At 42.7% G+C, this 22,391-nt stretch carries 16 protein-coding genes and 1 pseudogene; 14 read left to right on the top strand and 3 right to left on the bottom strand.

The annotated features are described in order from the left end of the window. Window positions 1-103 precede the first annotated feature (103 nt). From PRU_RS05255 to PRU_RS05245, 3 genes are all read left to right on the top strand, one after another. Complete coding sequence (locus PRU_RS05255) at window positions 104-1,105, top strand: hypothetical protein (RefSeq protein WP_041385753.1); 1,002 nt, start codon at window positions 104-106, stop codon at window positions 1,103-1,105. Between the two features lie 139 nt (window positions 1,106-1,244). Then, the gene (locus PRU_RS05250) at window positions 1,245-3,914 is read left to right on the top strand and encodes a mechanosensitive ion channel family protein (RefSeq protein WP_013064702.1); all 2,670 of its coding nucleotides are present in this window, start codon (window positions 1,245-1,247) and stop codon (window positions 3,912-3,914) included. 22 nt (window positions 3,915-3,936) lie between these two features. Further along, complete coding sequence (locus tag PRU_RS05245; RefSeq protein ID WP_177168151.1) at window positions 3,937-5,481, top strand: clostripain-related cysteine peptidase; 1,545 nt, start codon at window positions 3,937-3,939, stop codon at window positions 5,479-5,481. A gap of 84 nt (window positions 5,482-5,565) precedes the next feature. Here the strand turns inward: PRU_RS05245 and PRU_RS16040 are convergent, their stop codons facing one another. Together PRU_RS16040 and PRU_RS05240 are read right to left on the bottom strand one after the other, a co-directional pair. Further along, window positions 5,566-5,670: a smalltalk protein gene (locus PRU_RS16040; protein ID WP_157054591.1), complete on the bottom strand. Its 105-nt coding sequence runs from the start codon at window positions 5,668-5,670 to the stop codon at window positions 5,566-5,568. Window positions 5,671-5,738: 68 nt separating this feature from the next. After that, window positions 5,739-6,296: an HU family DNA-binding protein gene (locus tag PRU_RS05240; RefSeq protein ID WP_013064211.1), complete on the bottom strand. Its 558-nt coding sequence runs from the start codon at window positions 6,294-6,296 to the stop codon at window positions 5,739-5,741. Window positions 6,297-7,043: 747 nt separating this feature from the next. On the opposite strand from PRU_RS05240, the gene PRU_RS05235 reads away from it, so the two are divergent. The 8 genes and pseudogenes from PRU_RS05235 to PRU_RS16265 form a co-directional block, all read left to right on the top strand. Further along, window positions 7,044-8,465 (top strand): ATP-binding protein, encoded by a 1,422-nt coding sequence (locus PRU_RS05235; protein ID WP_013064434.1) that lies wholly within the window; start codon window positions 7,044-7,046, stop codon window positions 8,463-8,465. Between the two features lie 197 nt (window positions 8,466-8,662). Then, a complete protein-coding gene (locus PRU_RS05230) occupies window positions 8,663-9,769 on the top strand; it encodes a hypothetical protein (protein WP_041385747.1) in 1,107 nt (368 codons plus the stop codon). Window positions 9,770-10,372: 603 nt separating this feature from the next. Then, window positions 10,373-11,092, top strand: a complete 720-nt coding sequence (locus tag PRU_RS05225) for a hypothetical protein (protein ID WP_013064007.1) — start codon at window positions 10,373-10,375, stop codon at window positions 11,090-11,092. 470 nt (window positions 11,093-11,562) lie between these two features. Beyond that, entirely contained in the window at window positions 11,563-12,489 is a 927-nt protein-coding gene (locus PRU_RS05220) for a DNA adenine methylase (protein ID WP_013065616.1), read from the top strand. Window positions 12,490-12,492: 3 nt separating this feature from the next. Beyond that, window positions 12,493-12,939 (top strand): DUF7226 domain-containing protein, encoded by a 447-nt coding sequence (locus PRU_RS05215; protein WP_041385745.1) that lies wholly within the window; start codon window positions 12,493-12,495, stop codon window positions 12,937-12,939. A 4-nt stretch (window positions 12,940-12,943) separates the two neighbouring features. Next, a complete protein-coding gene (locus tag PRU_RS05210; RefSeq protein WP_013063457.1) occupies window positions 12,944-15,241 on the top strand; it encodes a DGQHR domain-containing protein in 2,298 nt (765 codons plus the stop codon). Next, entirely contained in the window at window positions 15,238-16,656 is a 1,419-nt protein-coding gene (locus tag PRU_RS05205) for a DEAD/DEAH box helicase (protein WP_013063688.1), read from the top strand. Before PRU_RS05210 ends, PRU_RS05205 begins: the two co-directional genes overlap by 4 nt. Further along, window positions 16,656-17,432: pseudogene (locus tag PRU_RS16265) on the top strand (DNA-methyltransferase); the annotation flags it as partial. The gene PRU_RS05205 and the pseudogene PRU_RS16265, both read left to right, overlap by 1 nt. A 594-nt stretch (window positions 17,433-18,026) precedes the next feature. On the opposite strand, the gene PRU_RS05195 reads toward PRU_RS16265, so the two are convergent. Continuing rightward, window positions 18,027-18,923: an Abi family protein gene (locus tag PRU_RS05195; RefSeq protein WP_041386661.1), complete on the bottom strand. Its 897-nt coding sequence runs from the start codon at window positions 18,921-18,923 to the stop codon at window positions 18,027-18,029. Between the two features lie 668 nt (window positions 18,924-19,591). On the opposite strand from PRU_RS05195, the gene PRU_RS05190 reads away from it, so the two are divergent. The 3 genes from PRU_RS05190 to PRU_RS05180 all read left to right on the top strand — a co-directional run bounded on the left by PRU_RS05190 (window position 19,592) and on the right by PRU_RS05180 (window position 22,216). Beyond that, window positions 19,592-20,704: a hypothetical protein gene (locus PRU_RS05190; protein ID WP_041385743.1), complete on the top strand. Its 1,113-nt coding sequence runs from the start codon at window positions 19,592-19,594 to the stop codon at window positions 20,702-20,704. A 316-nt stretch (window positions 20,705-21,020) separates the two neighbouring features. Continuing rightward, window positions 21,021-21,728, top strand: a complete 708-nt coding sequence (locus PRU_RS15230) for a Rha family transcriptional regulator (RefSeq protein ID WP_074684086.1) — start codon at window positions 21,021-21,023, stop codon at window positions 21,726-21,728. Window positions 21,729-21,934: 206 nt separating this feature from the next. Further along, the gene (locus tag PRU_RS05180; protein WP_041385742.1) at window positions 21,935-22,216 is read left to right on the top strand and encodes a DUF3127 domain-containing protein; all 282 of its coding nucleotides are present in this window, start codon (window positions 21,935-21,937) and stop codon (window positions 22,214-22,216) included. The last annotated feature ends 175 nt before the right edge of the window (window positions 22,217-22,391 follow it).

Below are 22,391 nucleotides of genomic sequence, written 5' to 3'. Positions count from 1 at the left end.
CTAATTTTTGCCTGCAAAGATACAAAAAATCGTAATAACATGACATCATTCCAACTTTTTTTACTATTTTTGCACGCAAATTAATTTTATAACCATAATAAATATGAATAAGATTTTTAAATCGGCGTTAGTCGCCATCCTTAGTATCTACAGCACCCATGTGTTTGCTGAGGGTACCAACATTAACTACCGCTTAGCCTCGGCCGACGAGACACGTAAACTGATGCAGAGCAACACCGAATACTACGCCAAGATGAATCAGATGGATATCGACTGGCGAGTAAGAAAAGAGGGTAGTACACTCGCCGAACTGCAGACGATGGCCTGGCAGCAGACACGCGACTGGACCGATGCCGAACGTGAATTTATGGCTACCATCGTAGGTATGATTACCGACAGCCTGAACAGCATCGGCTGCCAACTGCCCGTACCCTCCGAAATCGTATTCGCCAAAACCACCCAGGCCGAAGAAGGCGGTTCGGCAGGATATACCATCAAGAACATCATATTCCTGAACGAGACGTATTTGGGCATGTGCCTGCCTAATGCCGAAAGAACAGCCGAAAAAAATAAGATTGCATTGATGCGTTTTACCGAGTTGGTGGCCCACGAGTTGTTCCACTGCGTAACACGCAACTCACCAGCATTCCGTCAGAAGATGTATGCCCTGATAGGCTTTACGGTCATGGATCACGACATCACGTTCCCCGATGCCATCACACAGCGCATGGGTATCAACCCCGATGTTGAGCACCTCGACAACTATGCCTATTTTACTATCAACGGCACCAAGCGCCGCTGCGAGCTCATACTGCTTTACGATAAATCATGGGCCGAAGCCAGCGCCGAAAAGGGCAACCAGATTGTATTCTTCCAATTTGTAAAGCCAGGCCTTGTGCCACTCGACGATATGAGCAAGGTTTACGATGTCACCGAAGCCAGCGACTTCTGGACTGTTGTAGGCCACAACACCGAATATGTCATCTCTCCCGAGGAGTGCATGGCCGATAACTTCTCGTATGCAGTCGTCCGAGGCATCAACTCTGCCACCCCCTATAACTCACCCCAACTCATCCAGAATATCATCACCGCCCTTAAGCGGTGATGTTTTATTTGATGTCAGGCATCAGCTCCTGGCAGCAATATTTTTATCCACAAAAACTTGGAACTTTAGAATTAATTCTTTATATTTGCGGCGTGATACTAATAACTGGAGGCGGTAAATTAGAATAATATCTCTGACAATGAAAAAACAACTGTTCACAATCATTCTAGCTCTGTGCGTGTGCTCGCTGCCGCTGATGGCTGTTGTGAGCGGAAGGTCGTTGACCAACACGCTGAAAGACCTTTGTACGGAGTTGCAGGCAACCTTTATGCAGCGCTCGGATGCGCAGAAGCGCTTTAACGAGGATTTTGATCGTCAGCATAAGCGGATGATCAACGTGATTACCGAGTCGAACGAGCTCTCGATCCTGCTCTACACCCAGGAACAGGAGATGACGTTCGATCTGGCCTACGCGCTGAAGAAGGTGACGGCCAACTACAAGGACTTCAGTAAAGACCGACGCCCGTACGACCGGATTGTGAACGGTTTGAACTACGAGATTGACCGCAATGCCCGACTGATTGAGGCCCTGCGACGACTGCCGCCGATGATGAAGGAGATAGAGATGGAGATACTGCCCGACAGCTTGTTGTACCGTAACGACTCGCTCGATGTGCATCTTTCCGACTCGCTCTCATTGCTGGAAAAAGAGGTTATCAGGATAGCCTTCAAGGATTCGCTATCTGCCCCCTTTGTGCTGGATTCGATAGGCGAGGCATATCGCGACTCGTGTATCTTCTTCGTGTCAGAGATACTGAAGATGAACGCCAGTAACCGTGCTACCATAGTGGCCGACAGTACGCACTATCAGGAGGCATACCTGCGACTGAAGGAGACCTACGACTATGCCGAGCAGCGCTATCAGGCACTGGAACGCTATATCTTTGTGGACGGACAGACGCCGTTTTTGGACATTATGGCCAACCCTGGTTATTATTGGAATAAAACCAAAGTTGACTTGCGGGGACAGTACAGCCTGAAGGAACTGAGCGACGGGATGGATGAAAGCGATTTGGATAACGACGACGAGGATGATATCGCGTTCTTACAACACTTTTCGAGTAAGGCCGAGAATACCATGCTGGTCGTCGTATGTATCGTACAGCTGGTGGGACTGGTATTGTTCTGGGCGTTGGCCCTGCTCGTACTATGGCTGCTCTACCGTTATACAAGGCTGAAGCGCTATGTGCCGAAGCGCAAGCTGTCTATCATCTCGATACTGCTAGGCACCTTTATTTACTTCGTGGTGTTCGGATTCTCGCTGTATGGCGACGAATATATCAATCTGGGTGTGGCGCATATCAACACCTTCCTGTGGCTGCTGATTGCCATCACGGGCTCGTTGTTGCTGCGCGTAAGGCCCGAGCAGTTCCGACAGGGCATCATGCTCTATTCGGCCACCTTCCTGGTGGTGCTGATGATTATCTCGTGCCGTATCACCTTTATGCCCGACAAGCTGATGGTGCTGCTGTTTCCACCCATCCTGCTGCTAATTGTTATCTGGCAGTTGTGCTGCTGTATCTGGTTGGGCAGTAAGGCCACATCAATCGACCGCACCTTGGGCTGGTGGGCATTGGCCGTTTATCTGGTGTCCTTTGGGTTCGCGTTTATGGGCTATACCTTTGTGGCATTGCTCATCCTGGTGTGGTGGTATTTCCTGTTGGCAGCCTGGCTCACCGTGGTGTGCATACGCGACCTGATGAGCCGCTACAAGGAACGCTGGATCGACAAGCGGGTTGACAGTCTGCGCAATCGTATCACCTACGTATCGGGCGACGACCGCGAACAGCTGTTGTTTGGTGCTACGTGGTTCTACGACCTGATCCGTCAGGTGGCCATCCCCTGCATTGTGCTGCTCTCGTTGCCGTTGTGTGTGCGCCTGTCGTTAGGCATCTTCGACTTCGACGATCTGTTTGTACGCTTCTACGAACGACCGTTTATCCATCTCACCGACATGAACGATGTGGAGACATTGAGCATATCGGCCCAGAGTATCATCTATCTGCTGATACTCTTCTACGTCTTGCGTTACATCAGCAGGGCCGTACACGCCATCTGGCAGTATGCCCGTTACGTTACTTTTATGCGCAAGCATAACCGTGATTCCATCCGTCCGAACGAAATCAACCTGTCGTTGGGCAACAGTATCATCAGTGTGTTTATCTGGATGGTGTTTGCTTTGGTGGTTATCACGGAATGGCAGATTCCTACGGGGTCGTTAGGACTGATAGCGGGAGGTCTGTCGGCTGGTGTCGGTCTGGCGCTCAAGGATGTGATCAACAACTTTATTTACGGCATACAGCTGATGGGTGGACGACTGCGTGTAGGCGACTGGATAGAGTGCGATGGTATCCGTGGTAAGGTAACGGCCATCAATTACCAGTGTGTGCAGGCCGAGACTATCGAGGGCACGGAGATGTCGTTCCTCAACTCGTCGCTGTTTGGTAAGAACTTCAACAACCTGACGCGTAACAACTCGTATGAGTTGACGATTATCACCGTGGGTGTGGCTTACGGAACCTCGGTGCAGCATGTGCGTGAGGTGTTGGTTGAGGCGATGCAGAAGATGTGTACCAAAGATAAATACGGACGGGATATTGTGGATCCCAAGTACGGTGTTTATGTGGTTGTGGGAAATATGAGCGACAGTGCTGTTGACATCAATGTGAAACAGTATGTGTTGGTGGCCGAGCAGATTGGTTATCGTGATCGTGCCAAGGAGGTGATCTACGAGGCCCTCAACGCCGCGGGCATCACCATCGCCTTCCCTCAGTGCGATGTACACTTGATTTCAAACGAAGAAAAATAAGTTTAACTAACCTTTTATGATTATGACTAAAAAGTACCTATTAACCCTTGCAGCCGTTCTTTGCTGCGTAATGACTATGACGGTGATGACCGCTTGTGTAAATGATGATAATTCTGCTGGTTCCGACCGTCCATCAGGGCAAACCGAGTATGCCATCCTGTTATATGGTTATGGAGGTCGCAATCTCGACATTGGTATCTTAGGCAACATGATGGATTTCTACAAAGCCAAGTCCGAAAGCTACGGTAAGGTAAAGATAGCCTGCCAGTACAAGTACTCGTCGGCCGAAGATATGCAGAAGTATTGGTTCGACATGCTTAACGAAAAACTGCCCGACGAGACCGTAAAGGCTATTAAGGATATGGAACTGCAGACCGTACGTTTCGTCGTCGACAATACCGTAAATGCCCCCGATGAAAATGTTCTGTTGAACAAGGAGTATATTTATGGCCCCAAGGACAACTACGTGGCCAATGTCGATTCGCTCACCAACTTCATCAACTGGGCCACCAAAGCCTGTCCTGCCAAGCACTACATCCTGATTGTGAGCGACCATGGTGGCGGCTATCAGCCACACGACGACCTGCCATTTAATGCGCCGTCACAAACCAGAGGCGTGCTTTACGACCAAAGCCACACCCCTAACGAACACTTCACCGCATCGTCATTAAAGTATGCCATCGGTCGTGCTAATGCTCACATGGACGTGATTTATCTCGATGCCTGCCTCATGAATACCATCGAGTATCAGTTCGAACTCAAGGAACTTGCCAACTACTTTATCCTGTCATCATTCACAGTGCCTGGAGCTGGCGGCAGCTATTCGGTACTAATCGACGAGCTGGCAAAGAACACTGGCGACATAGAAACAGCCCTGAAGAACTTCAACAAAGCCAGCGTCGATAAGTGGGACAAGGATGCTGCCCAACAAGCTGCACAGGGAAGTACAGATTCCAAGTGGGACTATCACGACATGACCGTTACCCGCACCAGCGCCCTCGATGCCTTTGGTGCAAAGTTCAAGGAGTTTACCGATAAACTCGTGGCCGCTTACGCCGACGAAAGCCATAAGGCAAAGATTGATACCATCACCAAATACGCCTTCAAGGTTAACAACGAGCGTCCGGGCTACGATCTGGTAGATTACGCCAAGAGCATAGTAGATGCACTGCCCGACGTTTACGATGATCATTTCGCTCTCGAGATAGGAACAGCTTTCAACAACTGTCTGGTAAGTCAGTATTGCAGCGATTTCCTGATGAACAAAGGTCTGTCGGTAGATTGCAGCATCATGTTAGGCGTAGAGGGTAACTACTATTTTTACGACTATGATAGGGAAAAACCTGAGATTCTGAAAGGACACAAAATTTACCATGCCGACGGCAAACTTGAAACTTACAAGAGTGGCGTAGCAGAGCCAGAAGTAACCACCTGGCCATCCACATTGGCAGATACCTACGAGCAGTTGTCATTCGACAAGGCTACCGGCTGGAGCCGCTGGATCAAACTCAACAAACAGCTGCCATGCAATAACAGTCCCGTAGAGATGCATTTTGCTATCGAATAATGCATTTACCTTATCAGGAATACAAAAACCCTCAGGCTTCGCAAAGAAACCTGAGGTTTTTTACATTCTTACATTGTTGCATTTTTACATTGTTGCAACGCAGCTCGTGGTGCCCAGTGCCGTTACTATCGCCGTAGCGATCGATGCAATCATCTGCACGATGAACTTTAATGTCTCTTTCTTACTCATAATCTCTTAATGTTTCATGTTTAATGTTTAATGTTTAATAGGAAGGGTGGGGCCTAAGCCCCAAGCCCTTAGTCTCCAATCGGCTCGTTATGATTTCCGCCGCCACCGGTATTGCCGCCACCGGTATTACCACCAGTGTTTCCACCGGTATTGCCACCGCCATTGCTTGGCTCGTCGGGATCCTCAACCGTACCTGGGTCGGTACTGGTCACACGCTTAATCTCCTTACCATCGCGGTCGTAGCAGGTAATCTGGATGGCTGTGCCTGCCAGCTCCTCCTTCAGATCCACCGCTGGGGTGAAGATGATTCGACGACTGGTTACCAGTCCCGCTTTCACCTCATCAACCTTGGCCACACTCTTGGCGCGGATACCGAATCGCATGGTTCCCAAACCTGGCAGCGCAACCGAGTGACCCTCTGTGGCCCAAGCCTTAATCACCTCGCCAGCAGCATCCCAGCAGGCCTGCATAATGCCTTTGCTAACTCCGCTGCGCAGGGCAGCCTCCTTAATCACCTTTTCCTGAGAGAGTGAGGTGTACAACTCCGGCATCATGATGTAGCGATAAGTGCCCTCATACTTGCCAATCTTCTGCAACTTTTCCTGTGCTTTAACTTTCAATGCCATAATTCTAATTTTGTTTTTGTGTTGTTGTAAAAATAATTTTTAATGTTTAATCTTTAATGTTTAATGTCTCAACTCCGATGTTGGTTTTGCGCTCACGTGAGGTAGATTTTCTTAGTGCACGTGGGAGAATCTTTTTCCTCGTGTGGGAGCCTCATCTCCATCTTCATCTTGACAATGCAAAGGTACGAAATTTTCGTCATATATAAAAATATCAACTGTTAATGAATTGTTAATTTGTACACTCGGCTACTTAGCGGTTTCAGTATTTCAGTTTCAGTTTCTTTTATGTGCTGTTAAAACTCAATACAAAGATTAACTATTATATATATTGTAATATATATAATAGTTATATTAAATAGGTTGATTTTTTGCAAATATGCATCTTGCTCACTAACAAAACTGAAACTGAAATTACTGAAATTTTTCTTTCGTGAAGTGATTATTTTTCTTGCTCAGTTCTTCTTTGTTTCATTTTTTAATGCCAGTGTACAGTCCATTGGGGATTTACCGATTATAAAAGCTAATACAACCACAGTTGATGAAAGATCATCTCGCAAAAAAATATGAAGGCTATATATACGGGTTGTCCGACTGGTAAATCTATAACAATGCAACATATGGGGCGGAGAATGTTATCGTTTTCTCCGTCCTTTTTTCTTGTATATTGAATTTTTAGCCTTAATATTGTATTTTTTCCCAAAACTTTTTGTACCTTTGCAAGCAAAGACTAAAAATAATGAACTGAAAATGACGACTATACAAGAACTGATAGCTGAATGTACAGCTTACGACTATAAAGTTGCACTCGAGGAAAGCAAACCTAAAAGCTGGCTTAAGAGTGTAAGCGCTTTTGCCAATGGCATGGGTGGTAGTCTGTTCTATGGTGTAAATAATGAGGGCATCGTAGTAGGACTAGCCGATGTGCAGCATGTGTGCGAAGCTATCAGTTGCAAGATTCGCGACTATATGGATCCTTTGCCAGATGTAGAAATGATTCCGCATAGGATAGACGGGATGTATGTACTACAGCTGAAGGTAAAGTCCGGTAATTACACACCATACTACTACGTGGGTGATGGTCAGCGCATTGCCTTTATACGTGTGGGCGACGAGAGCCTGCCAGCCACCTCCGAACAGATGCTACGTTTGGTTTTGAAAGGTACCAACAGGACTTACGACTCGCTGCTTACCGACTATAAAGTTGAGGACAACTCTTTTGCTTTCTTGGCTAATACTTTTAAAAAGCGAACCGGTCAGGAATGGGATAAAAAGTATCTCCTATCTTTCGGACTTGTAACTGAAGAAGGTCAGCTTACTAATGCAGGTGCATTGTTTGCCGATTACAGTCCGATGTCGCAGTCGCGTCTGTATTGTACACGATGGGATGGCAAGGAGAAGGGCGATGCCATTAACGATGCTGAGTACACCGGCAACGTACTGCTATTGCTTAATGAGGCTATGAACTTTGTGAAATCTAACACCAAGCGTGGCTGGGAGAAACTGCCTGATGGTCGCAAAAACAAACCCGAGTATGCCGAGCGTGCCGTGTTAGAGGCAATGGTAAACCACTTTATACATCGTGATTATACCGTGATGGGGTCCGAGGTACATCTGGATATTTACGACGATCGCATTGTTGTAACCTCGCCTGGCGGTATGTATAACGGCATGCTAATTCAGAATCTGAATATTGCTGATGTGTCTTCCGAGCGCCGCAACCCCATTCTTGCCAATGTGATGGCCCAGCTCGACTACATGGAGAAACGTGGAAGCGGATTAACCCGAATCTGCAACGAAACAAAAGCGCTGGAGGGCTACAGGGACGAATTGAAACCTGTATTCAAATCTACTCCCACTCAGTTCCAAACCATCATTTATGCCAATGCTGAGGAGGAAGTTGGCGTAAAAGATGTCACCAAAGATGTCACCAAAGATGTCACCAAGGAACTGTCTGAAAGACAATTGGTTATATTGCAAATGATATATACAAACGCATCAATAACAATATCTGAAATGTCACAAAAGACAGGTGTGGTGATTAGAACTATTAAACGTGATATTGAAAAATTGCAAACAAGTGGCATTCTCACTCGAAAAGGTGGCCGCAAGGATGGCGAATGGGTACTAACAGATTTAGGTAAATCGGTATTTGATAAGCTTACAAAATAAGACACCATGAAGGTGTCTTTTTTGTAGCAAAGATAAGCGATCGGCTCTGCCGCTTGCTAAAAAGCAAGAACAATTTCAATAAGTTCCAAATATTTTGGGACTTTTTTCTTTTATATTGCATATTTTTAGCCCCATTCTTGTATTTTTTTCAAAACTTTTTTGTACTTTTGCCCCGCTTAACAAACTGAATAAATGAAATGATAAATTTAAATACTCCATCAGACGTTATGTGGGCCACCTTGGCCAAAGAATACGAAAAAGCTAAATACTGGATGATTAAACAGTTCGGTGGCGAAAAACGTTATGAAGCCATGCGCGACGATTTGCTGCGTAAGTGTGCTTATTCTCAGCGTCCAATGCTCTCTAAGCCAGTCTATTACACTTCGTCAGAAGGCAATCGTTGGATATGCTTCGAAAATGCCTTTTACTATCCTGATAGCTTGGCTTCTAATTGCATGCCTAATTGTTTTTGTTATTTCGAAACAGCCAGCTCTATTGGTGTTTTCATGGTAGGTTTTAACGAACTGATTCATGGTGGCGACATGAATTGTGTTCTCATTTTTACCCCTCATTTTTTTCAGCGTTATGCCGAGCGTATGGGGGTGAGTGGCGATAAGAACGAGCTCTTGATGAAATTTATTACTTCAACAAGATCGTTCACTGTTAGTCCGATGGAGCCCGATGAAAATGGTGTAGAACGCATCACGGTCCGTATCACAACCGATTGTACTGGTCATGGTATTCGTCGGTCGGGAAAAGAGAATGTCTTCGAGGTTCGTACCATCCTTACAGATGCTCAGCTATCTAAGGCACAAGCAGCCCGCACCGAACATGTTCGCTCGCTTGGTGATCTTACCCGTTTTGAACCGCTTGAGGTTACCGAACGCCGTTTAAATAATTGTGGCGATATAAAAGATGTAGCCAAGGCTTTTTATGATAAGATTGATAAGTTGGAGTCGCTGGGTGTAGATACAAGTTTCCAGACTAGAGGTTTGAAACTAAGTATGACCTTTAGCAAGATTTTTATGCAGATGGGCATCGCTACTATTTACGATTCCGATTTTTGGACTAAACTCGGCCGTGAATCCCACGCGTCTATTTTACGTTATCTGCATGGCTTAGACGAAAATGATAAAGATTTTGATCCATTTAAGGAACTTGTTAAGGTTGCGCGCGAGATTGCTGCACGTATGGGAGTAAGAAAATTTGCCTGGCGCGAATGTGCCAAACTGTTGTTAATGGATATATACCAATATAACGAAGCTACAGCTGCCGAAACCATAAGGGAATTATACCCTATGTGAGCAGAAAAAATCATAGGGACTCGACAGTACCTTTTAACCCCATATTTTCCCATTCATCAGCCATACGTCGTTCAACGTTCCGCCTGATTTCAAGCGAACGCTTAATGCGTGCTAATGCTTCCTCGTACGTAACCTTCTTTATTCCCATTTTTCTCTAAATACTTATTCTTTGTAGCAAATATAGGATTGTTTTTATTTTATTCCAAATATTTTTGGACTTTTCTAAAGAAAAACATGAAAATAATTGGATTCTATCCCAAAAAGATGTATATTTGCTGCGATAATTTCTAATTAATAGATGAATGGATGTAGTTCTGAACGATTATCACAAGAAAATGAACGCTATCAAGATGGCAAAGGTTGCATATTGGAAAGCGCATCCGCTACCACGTGAGGGGGCCTTAAGAAGATTGAGGAACTTGCGAGAGCAACGGCTTGGTAATCTTTCCAGCTGATTAGTCTAAAAAGTAACATTGTTGCTCATTGACGATGAGGACCATCTGTACTTTATTGATACCATCATATACAAATCAGGTACTGGCGGTGTTGAGACATACAATAGCCTTTCGCCTAGAGTAAATCGAAATAGCAAGCATTATTGAAATGAGGAGTATTACCCAGGAACAGCAAGTAATTGAAGTGCTTCGTGATGCAGGAGGCTATGCTACACTACGAAGACTTAACGAACTTGTGGACTTCACGACATGGGGCACAAAGACTCCAGATGCTTCTATTCGTCGTATCGTTCAAAACAGCCCGAAGATTTTCAAAATACAGCCCGGTCTTTGGGCCTTAGAAGAAATGCGCGATGTTGTATTACAGCATTTTGATTTACAGCTAGGAAACAAAAAAAGCGTGGAACAATTCAGTCATGGTTACTATCAGGGATTGCTTGTTGAGATCGGTAAATTCCGCCACCATACAACATACGTACCAGCGCAAGATCAGAATAAGCTCTTTATTGATAAGAGGCTAGGAGAGATAACGGATACCACTGAACTACCTGACTTTACTTATGATGATTTGAAGCGTAGAGCACGTACGATAGATGTTATTTGGTTTAACGAACGCAATATGCCATCCGATTTTTACGAGGTTGAACATACAACTGACATCAAGAACTCATTAACCAAGTTTTACGAGCTTCAGGATTTCAATGCCGGTTTCTTCATTGTAGCAGATTCAAGCCGTAAGAAAGAATATGAAGACAAGTTGCACGTATCCATGTTTTCACCTATCGAAAATCGAGTCAAGTTTCTAAACTACAAGCAGGTCGTGAACTTGTACGAAGGTCTGAAAATGGTAGATGGGAGTATTTGGTAATGTATAGACACACTTTTTAAAGCAAAATTCATATTAAATTGCATATTTTCTGTTTAATTGGATGGAATCTCATAAACTTTTTGTACTTTTGCAACGTCAGTACTCACGCCTTCGGGATAGTGGGTTGAGACACGACATTACGGATTAAGCGTCATTGATGCTTTGTTTTGACCATTTGAACGTCGGAAATTCAAATCTCAAATCAAGACAAAAGCGGAGATGGATGCTGACGGGTTGTATATACATCCCGGAGTGTGCTGCGAGGGTAGCTAATACCCTCACGCACACTTTTGGGTGCATTGTATATTGGCCAGCGTGGGTATTCAGACTCTGTTGTTCTTTTGAGAGGGCTTCCGACGGCCTAAATGGGGAACGGCAGATGAGGATACCCCGTTTTTTTCGTATATATTGTCGTTGAATAGCTATGAACCCTCTGACTAACGGGTATCAGTCAGAACATAAACTGACCGATGCCTCAAAACACGGTAGTAAAGAAAAAGGCCATCACGCCCAAGCCTTTCGTAAAATGGGCAGGCGGAAAAGGAAATCTCCTTCAGCAGTTGGAAGCACTACTCCCAACTGATTTCGACGATCTTGAAAATGTAACTTACATAGAACCCTTCGTTGGTGGTGGCGCAATGCTATTTCACATGCTGCAACGCCATAAGTGTATCAAGCGGGCCGTTATCAATGATATCAATGCAGATCTTATCCGTTGTTATCAATTGGTTACCAACGAGCCTCAAACACTTATTGATAGATTGAGGAATATTGAAGATAACTACTTTAGAGTGGATTTCCTAGAAAGAAGAGATTTGTATTATTTCTATCGCGATCAGTATAATAGCGAAGGAATACATCCTGACGAAAGGGCTGCGTTATTCATATTCTTAAATCATACATGTTTTAACGGGCTACACAGAGTAAACGCGGCAGGGAGATTCAATGTTCCATACGGACGTTACAGGAAGCCCGTCATCTGCAACGAAGAACTGATAATGGCCGATCACCAGCTTCTTAATTCTGTTGATTTGGTGATTCGCAAGCCAGGAGATTATAAACAAGTAAGTCATAACCTCAGCAGAAATAATTCAAACTTTGTATATTTCGATCCTCCTTATCGTCCTTTGAACGAAACATCGTCTTTTAAGGAATATACGAACGAGCCGTTTGATGACAGACAACAGAAAGAATTGAAAGTGTTCTGCGATAGGCTTTATAATCGGAATTGCCTGATAATGTTAAGTAATTCTGATAGTAAAACTGATAATGGAGATTCGTATTTTGAAAACCTATACGAAGGGTATAATCTTAATCGGGTACTCGCTACGAGATTCATCAATGCAGATCCTGAAAAACGAAAGAAGCAAACCGAAGTCGTCATCAGAAGGTATTAAGCTATGGGAAAGGTTTTAATTCAAGCAAATAATTTGGATTTGGTGGTAGATACCTTTATGTATATCTATATGCATCCTGGATGTAGTAAGCAGGAACTGGCTGATTATTGCGGTTTTACACTCCGTCAAGCTGATTACTACACAAATGCTTGTAAATATCTTGACCTAATTAATGACGATTGGAGCAAAACTACTCTTGCTGTAGATATATTTACTAACAATCCCGCAGAGATATCAGAACGCATATATGCGAGAATAATATCAGATGAGTTGATGGGACAAATTTTTGCAAGAATCTATGTACTTCCTAACGAAGACCATTCGACATTTGCATTGGAACTAACAAAAGAATACTACCCCGGATATAGTGAGACTGTATATGAGAGGAGATCTGATAATATTGTGAAATGGTGTAGGAGGATTATTGAAGAAATGAATACAAAATATTAATGATATGGAACATCTGACAGAACTACAAGTGGAAAAAATCAAGTCGCATATGATGTGCGAGGAAGATGCTTTGAAAATTAAATTCAAGGCAAAGAACACAGAGTTTGATACTATCAGTAGGCCTCACAATGAAGTTGAAGACTACGAGAAGATGGGTTATTCTGTAGTGCGTTCTTCTGCCCGCAAAACAACGATGACTCGCAAAAAGGATCATGGTGTGCAGTTTGAAGATGATGTGTGGTGTATGTTCTATAAACTTGGATTCCGCATCTTAAATGGTGACGAAAAACTCGTGGTTCAATGGGGGGCTAACAAAGAAGATACTCTGCAACTTGATGTTGTTGCCGTAGGAGATGATGCTATATTTGTTGTAGAATGTAAGGCTGCTCAAACAGCAGTAAGCCATAGTTTTAAAACGGAACTCAACAAAATGGAGTTGTATATGGATGGCGTTGCTAAAACATTGCAACAAATATATGGAAAAGATAAACGTGTAAAATTTCTGTTCGCATCACGCAATTATCGCGTAAACGATGAAGATATAGCTCGTATGGCTAATGCAGGAATATTCCATCTGAATGATAATTCTTTTAATTACATCAATAACCTTATCAAGTCATACAAGGAATCTGTTATCTACCAGTTCTATGGTTTGATGTTTAAGGATGAACTGATCAACGATGAGGTTATAAAGATACCTGTATTGAGAGGTAAAATGGGAGAACGTAACTATTATATATTCTCCATAGAACCCAGTACATTGCTAAAAATAGGATTTGTGTTACATAGAACACGTGTTAACGATTCGATGGCACCGACCTATCAGCGCCTTCTTGTACCTTCACGTCTGAAAGGTATTACTAAGTTTATTGATGGTGGTGGTTATTTCCCAAATTCCATTATTATCAATTTTAGTGCCGTAAAGGAGGATTTGAAAGTAAAGTTTACCCCCATTAAGGCTCAGAAAGACTCTCAATCTGAATTTGGATTCCTCCGCATTCCAAACGCCTATGGTATTGCCTATATCATTGATGGTCAGCATCGTGTATATGGATATGCCCAGTCTCTGCATAAAGAGGATAGCACAATTCCCGTGGTGGCTTTTGAAAGTATGGAATCGGAAGAACAGTTAAAAATATTTATGGAGATTAACGAGAACCAGAAAGCTGTAAGTCCGAGTCTTCGCTTAGACTTAGAAGAAGATCTTTATTGGAAATCATCCCGTTTGGACTCTAGAATGAAAGCATTACGTTCATCCTGCATAAAAGCGTTGGCTGCCAATTCAAATCATGTTCTATATAATAAGATTTCAGTAGGAGAGGACTCCTCATTGTTGGCATTCAAACCGTTTGACACAGCATTAGGTCGATCTGGGTTAATACCTAAAGCGACATCAACTCAATGGACAGGTGATACGGATGTCTGCATTTACAATACAAACGAGACGGATATAGATAAGGCGATGAAGGATTCTCGTGCAAGAATCACAAAGTTCATTGATGGAGGCTATGCTATAGCTGACTCTATTATGACTGAAGAAGTGAAACAAGACTACCTTTTCTCTAACCGTGCCACTTTTGCATTTATTGCACTATTAGGATCTCTGCATACATATCTTATCAAGATAAACGCAATAAATCCACAATCGTCTATTCCTGATAGAATCGCAGCAATAGAACCGTACATTCAACATTTGGCTAATAGTCTCAACAATCTTTCTGATGAAGATAATCGTATTATTAAAGGAGTGTTGGGACAAGGTGCCGATACTTTTTGGCTTCGTTCTTATCAGAATATAATCAATAAAAAGTTCCCCGAATATGCACCAGAAGAATTGGTAGAATGGAAAGAAACACAAGACCAATCTTTACAGCAAGAAGGCGCAGATCGTAAAGCTGATATAAGAAAACAGCTTAGAACGCTTCTCTTTGCTAGGTTAGAAATGGTGTATGGTGCTAAATGGTTGAACAACGTGGCTGTTCTAAAGAATTCTGTTGAAGGTAGAATAATAAAGGAATATGGTGACAACGATGATTTCGACCTGTCTGAATATGATTGGAAAGATTACTTGGAGGTATCCGAATACCGCGACGTGATTGATAAAAATTTTAGCTATCAGGAGTTCGAAGAAGTATTCGCTATTAACATCGGGCTTGCATTCAAATCCAAGAAAGACAAACTTAATTGGATGACGCTAATTAGCGAGCCGAAGGGAAAGAAATCTTCTGCATTAACACGTTCAGATTTGAATCGTTTGGAACTCATCAATACTCATTTGGCTAACTTCATTGATGCAGAATGAACTACAAGGATATTTCGAGAATAGATAATTCGCTGCGTCCCTATCAGCAACAAGCAAAGGAGGCTATCTTCTTAGCATGGGACGAGTGTGACGCAGTTATGTTTCAGATGCCAACTGGTACCGGTAAAACTCGTCTGTTCTCATCTATCATCAGTGATATAAAAACTTGGGGTGTACAAAATGATGAGGATGTTAAGATTCTGATCATTGCACATCGCATAGAACTGATTGATCAAATTAGTGAGAATTTGGAACGATACAAAGTTTCACATGGCATAATTGCAGGAGGAAAGCAACGCGATTTGAGATACCCTGTACAAGTGGCATCAGTACAAACTATTACACATCGTAACAATTTAGATGTTGCCGGTGACTTGAATGTCAACTATATTATCGTAGATGAGGCTCATCATTGCGTAGCCAATTCTTATAAAAAACTTTGGGATATGTATCCAAATGCCAAGAAATTAGGCGTTACCGCTACTCCTTGGCGAATGAATAATGGTGGCTTTGAAAGAGTATTTGATAGAATCATCATTTCACAATCTATACAAAGTTTTATTGATGCGGGATGGTTAGCACCATATGATTATTACTCAATTAGTATAAACAGCGAAATCCAAAAGGAGATAAATTCTATCACTGAATTTGATGTAGAAGGTGATTATAAAATTTCTGCGCTGGAGAAAAAAATAGACACGACTCGAATCCGAGCACAATTATTGGATAGCTATCTTAAATATGCCAAGGGCAAGAAAGGTATTATCTATTCTATTAGCAGAAAACATAGTGACCATATCTGCCAGGAATATCGTGAAGCAGGTATAAATATTGTGCGAATAGATAGCAAAACTCCTAAAGATGAACGCAAACTCTATGTTGACCGATTCAAAAAGGGATTGATAGATATAATTGTTAATGTGGATATTTTCTCGGAAGGATTTGATTGTCCTGATATTGAGTTTATACAATTAGCTCGCCCTACAAAATCGCTAGTAAAGTATTTACAACAGGTGGGGCGTGGGTTGCGTCCAACTGCAGGAAAAAGTATTTGCCTAATCTTGGATAATGTCGGTTTGCATTTTCAATTTGGTCTTCCTAATTCAGAACGTGATTGGGAAAAGTGTTTCAAAGGTGATTCACATATTACAACTCGTAGAAGCGGTTCTGGACAATCACCAATGGGAGTGCAGAAAGAACGTAATTTCTCTGAAGGAACAGACGAAATGCAGCTTATAGTTGGTTCTCATAGGGAAATTGGTAAGAACAATAACCAATGGTCTGAAAAGGATTTGGAATTGCTGAAGACTTTGTATGAAGAGAAACAATGTTCTGTAGAAGTTCTTGCGACTATATTCAAACGAAGCGATGAGGAGATTAATAGCAAACTATCAGAAATAATATCAAAACAATAATGACTACAATCATACCATATTACCGTTCAACCAATAAAGATTTTACCCTCGTTGAGGGTGATTGTGTGTCGGTGCTTAATGCGTTCGACTTTAAGTTTGATATGATATTTGCCGATCCTCCTTACTTTCTGAGTAATGGTGGTATTAGTGTAAGTAATGGTAAGGTCGTATGCGTGGATAAAGGTGCGTGGGACAAAGCGCCTTCGTCAGAATATATCGATGAGTTTAATCACAAATGGTTATCAGCCTGTAAAGATAAGTTGAAGGATAATGGTACCATTTGGATTAGCGGTACACACCATAACATCTTTTCTGTAGCGGAGCAGTTATCTGAACTGGGGTTTAAGATTCTTAATGTGGTGACGTGGAATAAGACAGATCCACCTGATAACGTTTCTCATCGAGTATTCAAGCATTCTGCAGAGTACATTATTTGGGCCAAGAAATCGAAAAAGGCACAGCATCGTTACAACTATGAACTGATGCGACAGTTGAACGACGGCAAACAGATGACTGATGTGTGGCGAATGCCAGCTGTATCAAAATGGGAAAAATCGTGTGGAAAGCATCCTACACAGAAGCCTTTGAGTTTATTGGCTCGAATCATTATGGCATCCACAAAAGAAGGTGACTGGGTGTTAGATCCATTTAATGGAAGTGGTACAACAGGCGTCGCTGCATCGTTACTTGGTAGAAAGTATCTGGGCATTGATATAGAAAAATCTTTTCTTGAACTTGCTGCTAAACGTCGTGAGGAATTAGAAAATAAAGAGATTTGCCAGGCATATAAAGAAATGGTGCTGGTTGACTTCAATGGTGCAATCCAAGCAGAACAACCTCATCATGTGCTTGTTGGCCGAATTGGTTCTGATGAGCAATGGGAGTGGTTTGAAAAATCAAAAAACTATATATTGCCCATTAGTAAGGTGTTATCAATGCCAAAGTTGCTTGGTGCAGAATATGTATTGGCGTTTCTGGGAAAGGATTCGAAGAAAGCACAACTATGCCGTATATCAGGTTTGAAACCGCAGGTTAGAACTCGAGAGCAAGTTGCAGAAATGGCATCACATACTTCTGACTATAAACCCACACGCGACAATACATATTGGCTTATCCATTTAGAAAAACCTTTGGATGAAACGAAAGGCAAGGTGTTTAATAAGTCGTTATTGTTGAGTCTTCAGGAACAACGAGGGGCCTACTGGATAAAGAAATACGAAGAGGTCATTAAGGCTTTTGAGTGAACTTATTGATCGAATGATGATTGTCATTAAATGAAACTATTGGAGAAAAGTTTGTTTTCTCGGAGATTATTTGTATTAACTGCATTATTTTGATTCTATAATGAAACGGCAGCTATTATTAGTCAACTACTTCCACAAAGCTTCCTGCTGCCAAGATTGGGGGAATCCGAGAGCACCGGGGTAAACACTTGGATAGAGAGAAAAAAGTTGAATAAGATCTTGTGGCAACTTGTTGGATGGCTCGATAAGGTTGAGCCAATAGCGGATGATGGCAAGTACGAAATAGGTACGTTGTGTTCCTGAGGCTGGTTGCGGAATAAAGGTGTTACGAGGTTGACGTGGCATCAGGGGGCGCACACCCAAAGTTCTGTTCCAAAGGCGTGCGTGATGGGCACAGATGTTACGGACGTAAACCAAAGTGTGGAGCCATGAGACGAATACTGTATCGCTAACTCCAAAGGCGGCTGCCACATCACGCTTAGAACGTCCAGGTTTAAGATTCTGATAAAGGATAGACATTGTTCCAAATGATGTGATTTCGAGTGTTATCCAACTGGGAGGCAATGGATTGCTGTATTTTCGTCTGAACGACTTTACAAACTGTTCGTCACTACGGTGAAACTCATCGTGAATACTGGCAAGCGTCTTGGCATGCTGTGACGAATTTGTAAATAGATCGACATCAGTAAACCAGTAACCATCATGAGCTTGAGACATAACGTAGGCCATTTGGGTGCGAATAGCAATTTCGATACGCTCAATAGCAGAGAGCACTATACGACGCAGATGGCTATCGAATTCATAAAGCATCTTTGCCTGCTCAAAAGTGCTACCTGGTTTAAAGATGTGATTCTGTCTATCTTCCAAAAGTGGATACCAGTAACCGCTCATGCGATAGTAACTGACTTTACGGAGCCATTTTTCTGTTTCCTCTTCGTCGTTTATAGACAAACCACGCTGCTTAAGAATGCTAATTTGATTAGCAAACGTCTGAATATGTTTGGGATATGGTACTTTGTTCATGATTAAATAATAAAAAAGGCTCACCCTAAGCGCGCTGTTCTACGGGAAGCGGGGTAAGCTTGTTGGTTGCAAATTTACAACTATTTTCTGAATTTCCAAATAAAAAAGCATTTTTTTGATAGAAAAACTAAAAAATATCCTAAAGTTACTGCAAAATGCGACCACCTTGTTTGAATTTTAGGGCGATTTTGTAAGGTCGGAGTTTGCAATTTGGGATTTGGGTGAAAAATTTTTTGTGGAGGGGTTTTTCTACGTTTTATTTACAAAATGTGGGCGGTTTTTGGTGGGGTGCTGCGACTCGCAGCAGGTAACTGTTGTAATATAGTGAATCTATTGGAAAAACCAAGGAAATACGCTAAAAATTTAGTGGCGCTCGCGAATAAAAAAGATTAATATTTTTGCTTTTGATTACTGGAGAAGTATTATATTTGCAGCCGATTTTTTAACTAATAAACAACATTAAATTAATTTGAAAAACGATGGAAACTATCAACAATGAGCTTGAAAGAGCTCAACTTGGGGCAGCTTCGGCTGCTGGCTGCGGAGCGCCCCTTGACTACCTGCCAAGTTTAAAAAATTACCTCAACCTTGCCAGGGAAATAGCCAGCCAATATTGTGTGGTATCTATTGAAAACAGTAGAATTAGAGCCTTTGTTGCTCGGTTCTTTATGCGACAACTGAAGGGTGCCGTGAAGTTACTACCGGGGTATATCGAAGACCTGAAACGTGGTAAGTGCATGGAGGCGTTCAGCATCTCGTCAGGGTTGCGTCGCGAAGAATTGTTCTGGCTGTGGTGTGAAAGAATCTGTAGCGACATGGAAGGTGAAAGCTTTTACGAGAGTCTGAAATGCTACATCGAAGACCTGAAAACGCTATTGGCTGAGGCTGAGAAAGCGTTGATGCATTGCGATTCTGCCATGTTTGAGAAATTCTATTTTGCCAAAAAGCAGAACTACAGCGGCGATGCGATATCGAAGAGATTTGAGAAATGGCGGTACGAGAACCTGTGTGTAACCATCGACAAACTGAGAGAACTGCAGGCCAAAGTGGTAGCCGAATCGCTAACAAAAGGTATTATGAATTTTGCGCCTGTGCCGTCGCAGAAAGAATTGAACGAGGTTAGGCTCGACTATCTGAAGGGATTTCTGCCTTATGATTTTGTGATGAGTGACGATTTTTGTGTAGCATGTGCCCAGTGGCGGCAGTTTATACATTGGAACGACACCATACTTATTATCGACTACAAGAAATACGGGAAATACATCCAAAATCATTACTACGACTTTAGCGATACGCAGCTGCAAGCCATCTTTGAACTCGACATGAAGCTGTACCTGATACACAAGGAGATGGCCCGATTGAACCCAGAACTTGTAAATGTGCTACAACCTACACAAACAGGAACGTTGGAGAATACAACCCTGTTTGCACCTTATAATACCATCAGCCGAATGCTGCAGCAGGATTGGTTTGATGCGGTTTCGGTTGATAAGGAGAAATATTCTACCATGTGGCGTGATGAGCTGGTGAGCAGTCTGATGAAATCGAAGATAGGTAGCGTTATAGCTGACGAATGGCAAATAGCCAGCAAGCGGCCCCAACTGAAGGCTGCTGTAGTGTATGGTCTGAAAAGGGCTGGCGTAATACAAGGCAGCGACTTGGGTATTGCATCGGCTATCGTGGGCGATGATAACACAGATAGTAAAACCTTTGCCGTGTATATGGGTAGGGGTAAGAAAGGGGATATTGCTGACTGGATTGTCAACTATGTGAAAGACTGATTTAAGCCTTAAAATTCAACTGAAAAGTTCTACTGGCATTCAACTGGAATGTTGGTAGAATTTTTTTTTGTTTTTTTCGTGCCTGTAAACAAAGGCGTTTGCGGGCATTTTTGTCCGTTCAACTGAAAACTCAACTGAAATTAATTTTTGAGTTGAATAGTTGAACTCTACCTTTGCCGACGTGATCTTTGACATGCTGGTACAACATTCACCTTCCGAACGGCGGAGGGCGATAAAATGGCGTATATATACGCACATGTGCGCACAGAGGCGCACGTACATTATTAAACAATAACAATTTAAAATTTTAAAGATTATGAATACAATTACAATTTCAAAAACAACTTCAAGTTTTACAACCCGCATGCATGCTCAGTATAACCAGCAGCACATGACGTCGCTGGAAATAGCGGAGATTTGCGGGAAACAACACAATCACGTATTGCGCGACATTAGAAGTATGGAGCCTGCGTGGGAAAAAGTTAATGGGTCCAAGTTTGGACTCATTGAGTATAAGGATTTGCGTGGACGTTTAAAGCCATGCTATTCGCTCACCAAAACCGAGTGTCTCTATGTCGCCACTAAGTATGACGATGAGATGCGAGCAAAGTTGGTGCTGCGATGGGAACAGTTGGAAATGGAACGACTGGCACAACACCAGTCGATGCGATTGCTTACCACCAAGCAAGAGGTGCTGCACGAGTCGGAAGAGATAGTAGGCGAGCAGCTGGATGAGGTGAACGAGGAGAGCGACGGCTGCTTGACGGTTTCGGAGATTGCTGCCGTTTACAACATGACAGCGCACGACCTGAACTCGTTTCTGGTTGACATGAAGATTCAACGATGGCGATGCGGACAGTACCGACTACTACCCAAGTACGAAGGGTTAGGGCTGACGGCCGATCGATTGAATGTGAGTTACTCGCTGAAAGGCAAGCTGAAATACGAAACCTATCTGGTTTGGACTGAGAAAGGTCGCGATTTTATAACTAACCTGATTGAAAACGGTCATGGCTGGGATTAAACGAAAAGAATATCTGCTGTATCTGGCTAACGTGAGAGCTGAGGAGCAGCAAGCGTATGATCGCGGATATCGCATTACTCGAAAAAGTATCGAGGAAATCAGAAAAGAGTTCCAAGCTAAATACGGAAGCATTTATTTGGAATTTTAAAAATGTAAAAATGATAAAATGTAACAATTTGTTTAACAACTTAAAAAGTAAAAGAATTATGAACACAATGATTTTAAGAGTAAAAAAGTGCGGAGTGATGACTACCGTGCAGAGTGAGAAAAGTGAGAATGGTGTGCTGAACAAGCGAACCTTAGTGTTACAGGAACTTGGTGGCAAATATGCTAACAGCTATGTGGTTACAACACTTGGTAACCTGGCCACCATAGAGTTTGCTGAGAACGAACTGGTGGTTGCTGATTTGCGATTCCAAACTCGCGAGTACAATGGACAAGCGTTTATGGACGTTGTTGCGAACGAGATTTGCAAGATTAAACGTTGAACATTAAACATTAAAGATTAAACATTAAAGATTCTTGCTTAGGCAAGCGTACTAAAGAAACGATTAAAAGATTAAAACATTCCTTATTTCATATTTTACTAGTTATTTGAGTTGACGTGAGGAGGATATTCTCGAGTAAATGGCCAAGGAATCCGAAACTTCTTCTCGCTTTAAA

The sequence above is a fragment of the Xylanibacter ruminicola 23 genome (genome assembly GCF_000025925.1).
GTDB classification, from domain to species: domain Bacteria; phylum Bacteroidota; class Bacteroidia; order Bacteroidales; family Bacteroidaceae; genus Prevotella; species Prevotella ruminicola.
This window is presented reverse-complemented; position numbering and strand designations above follow the sequence as displayed.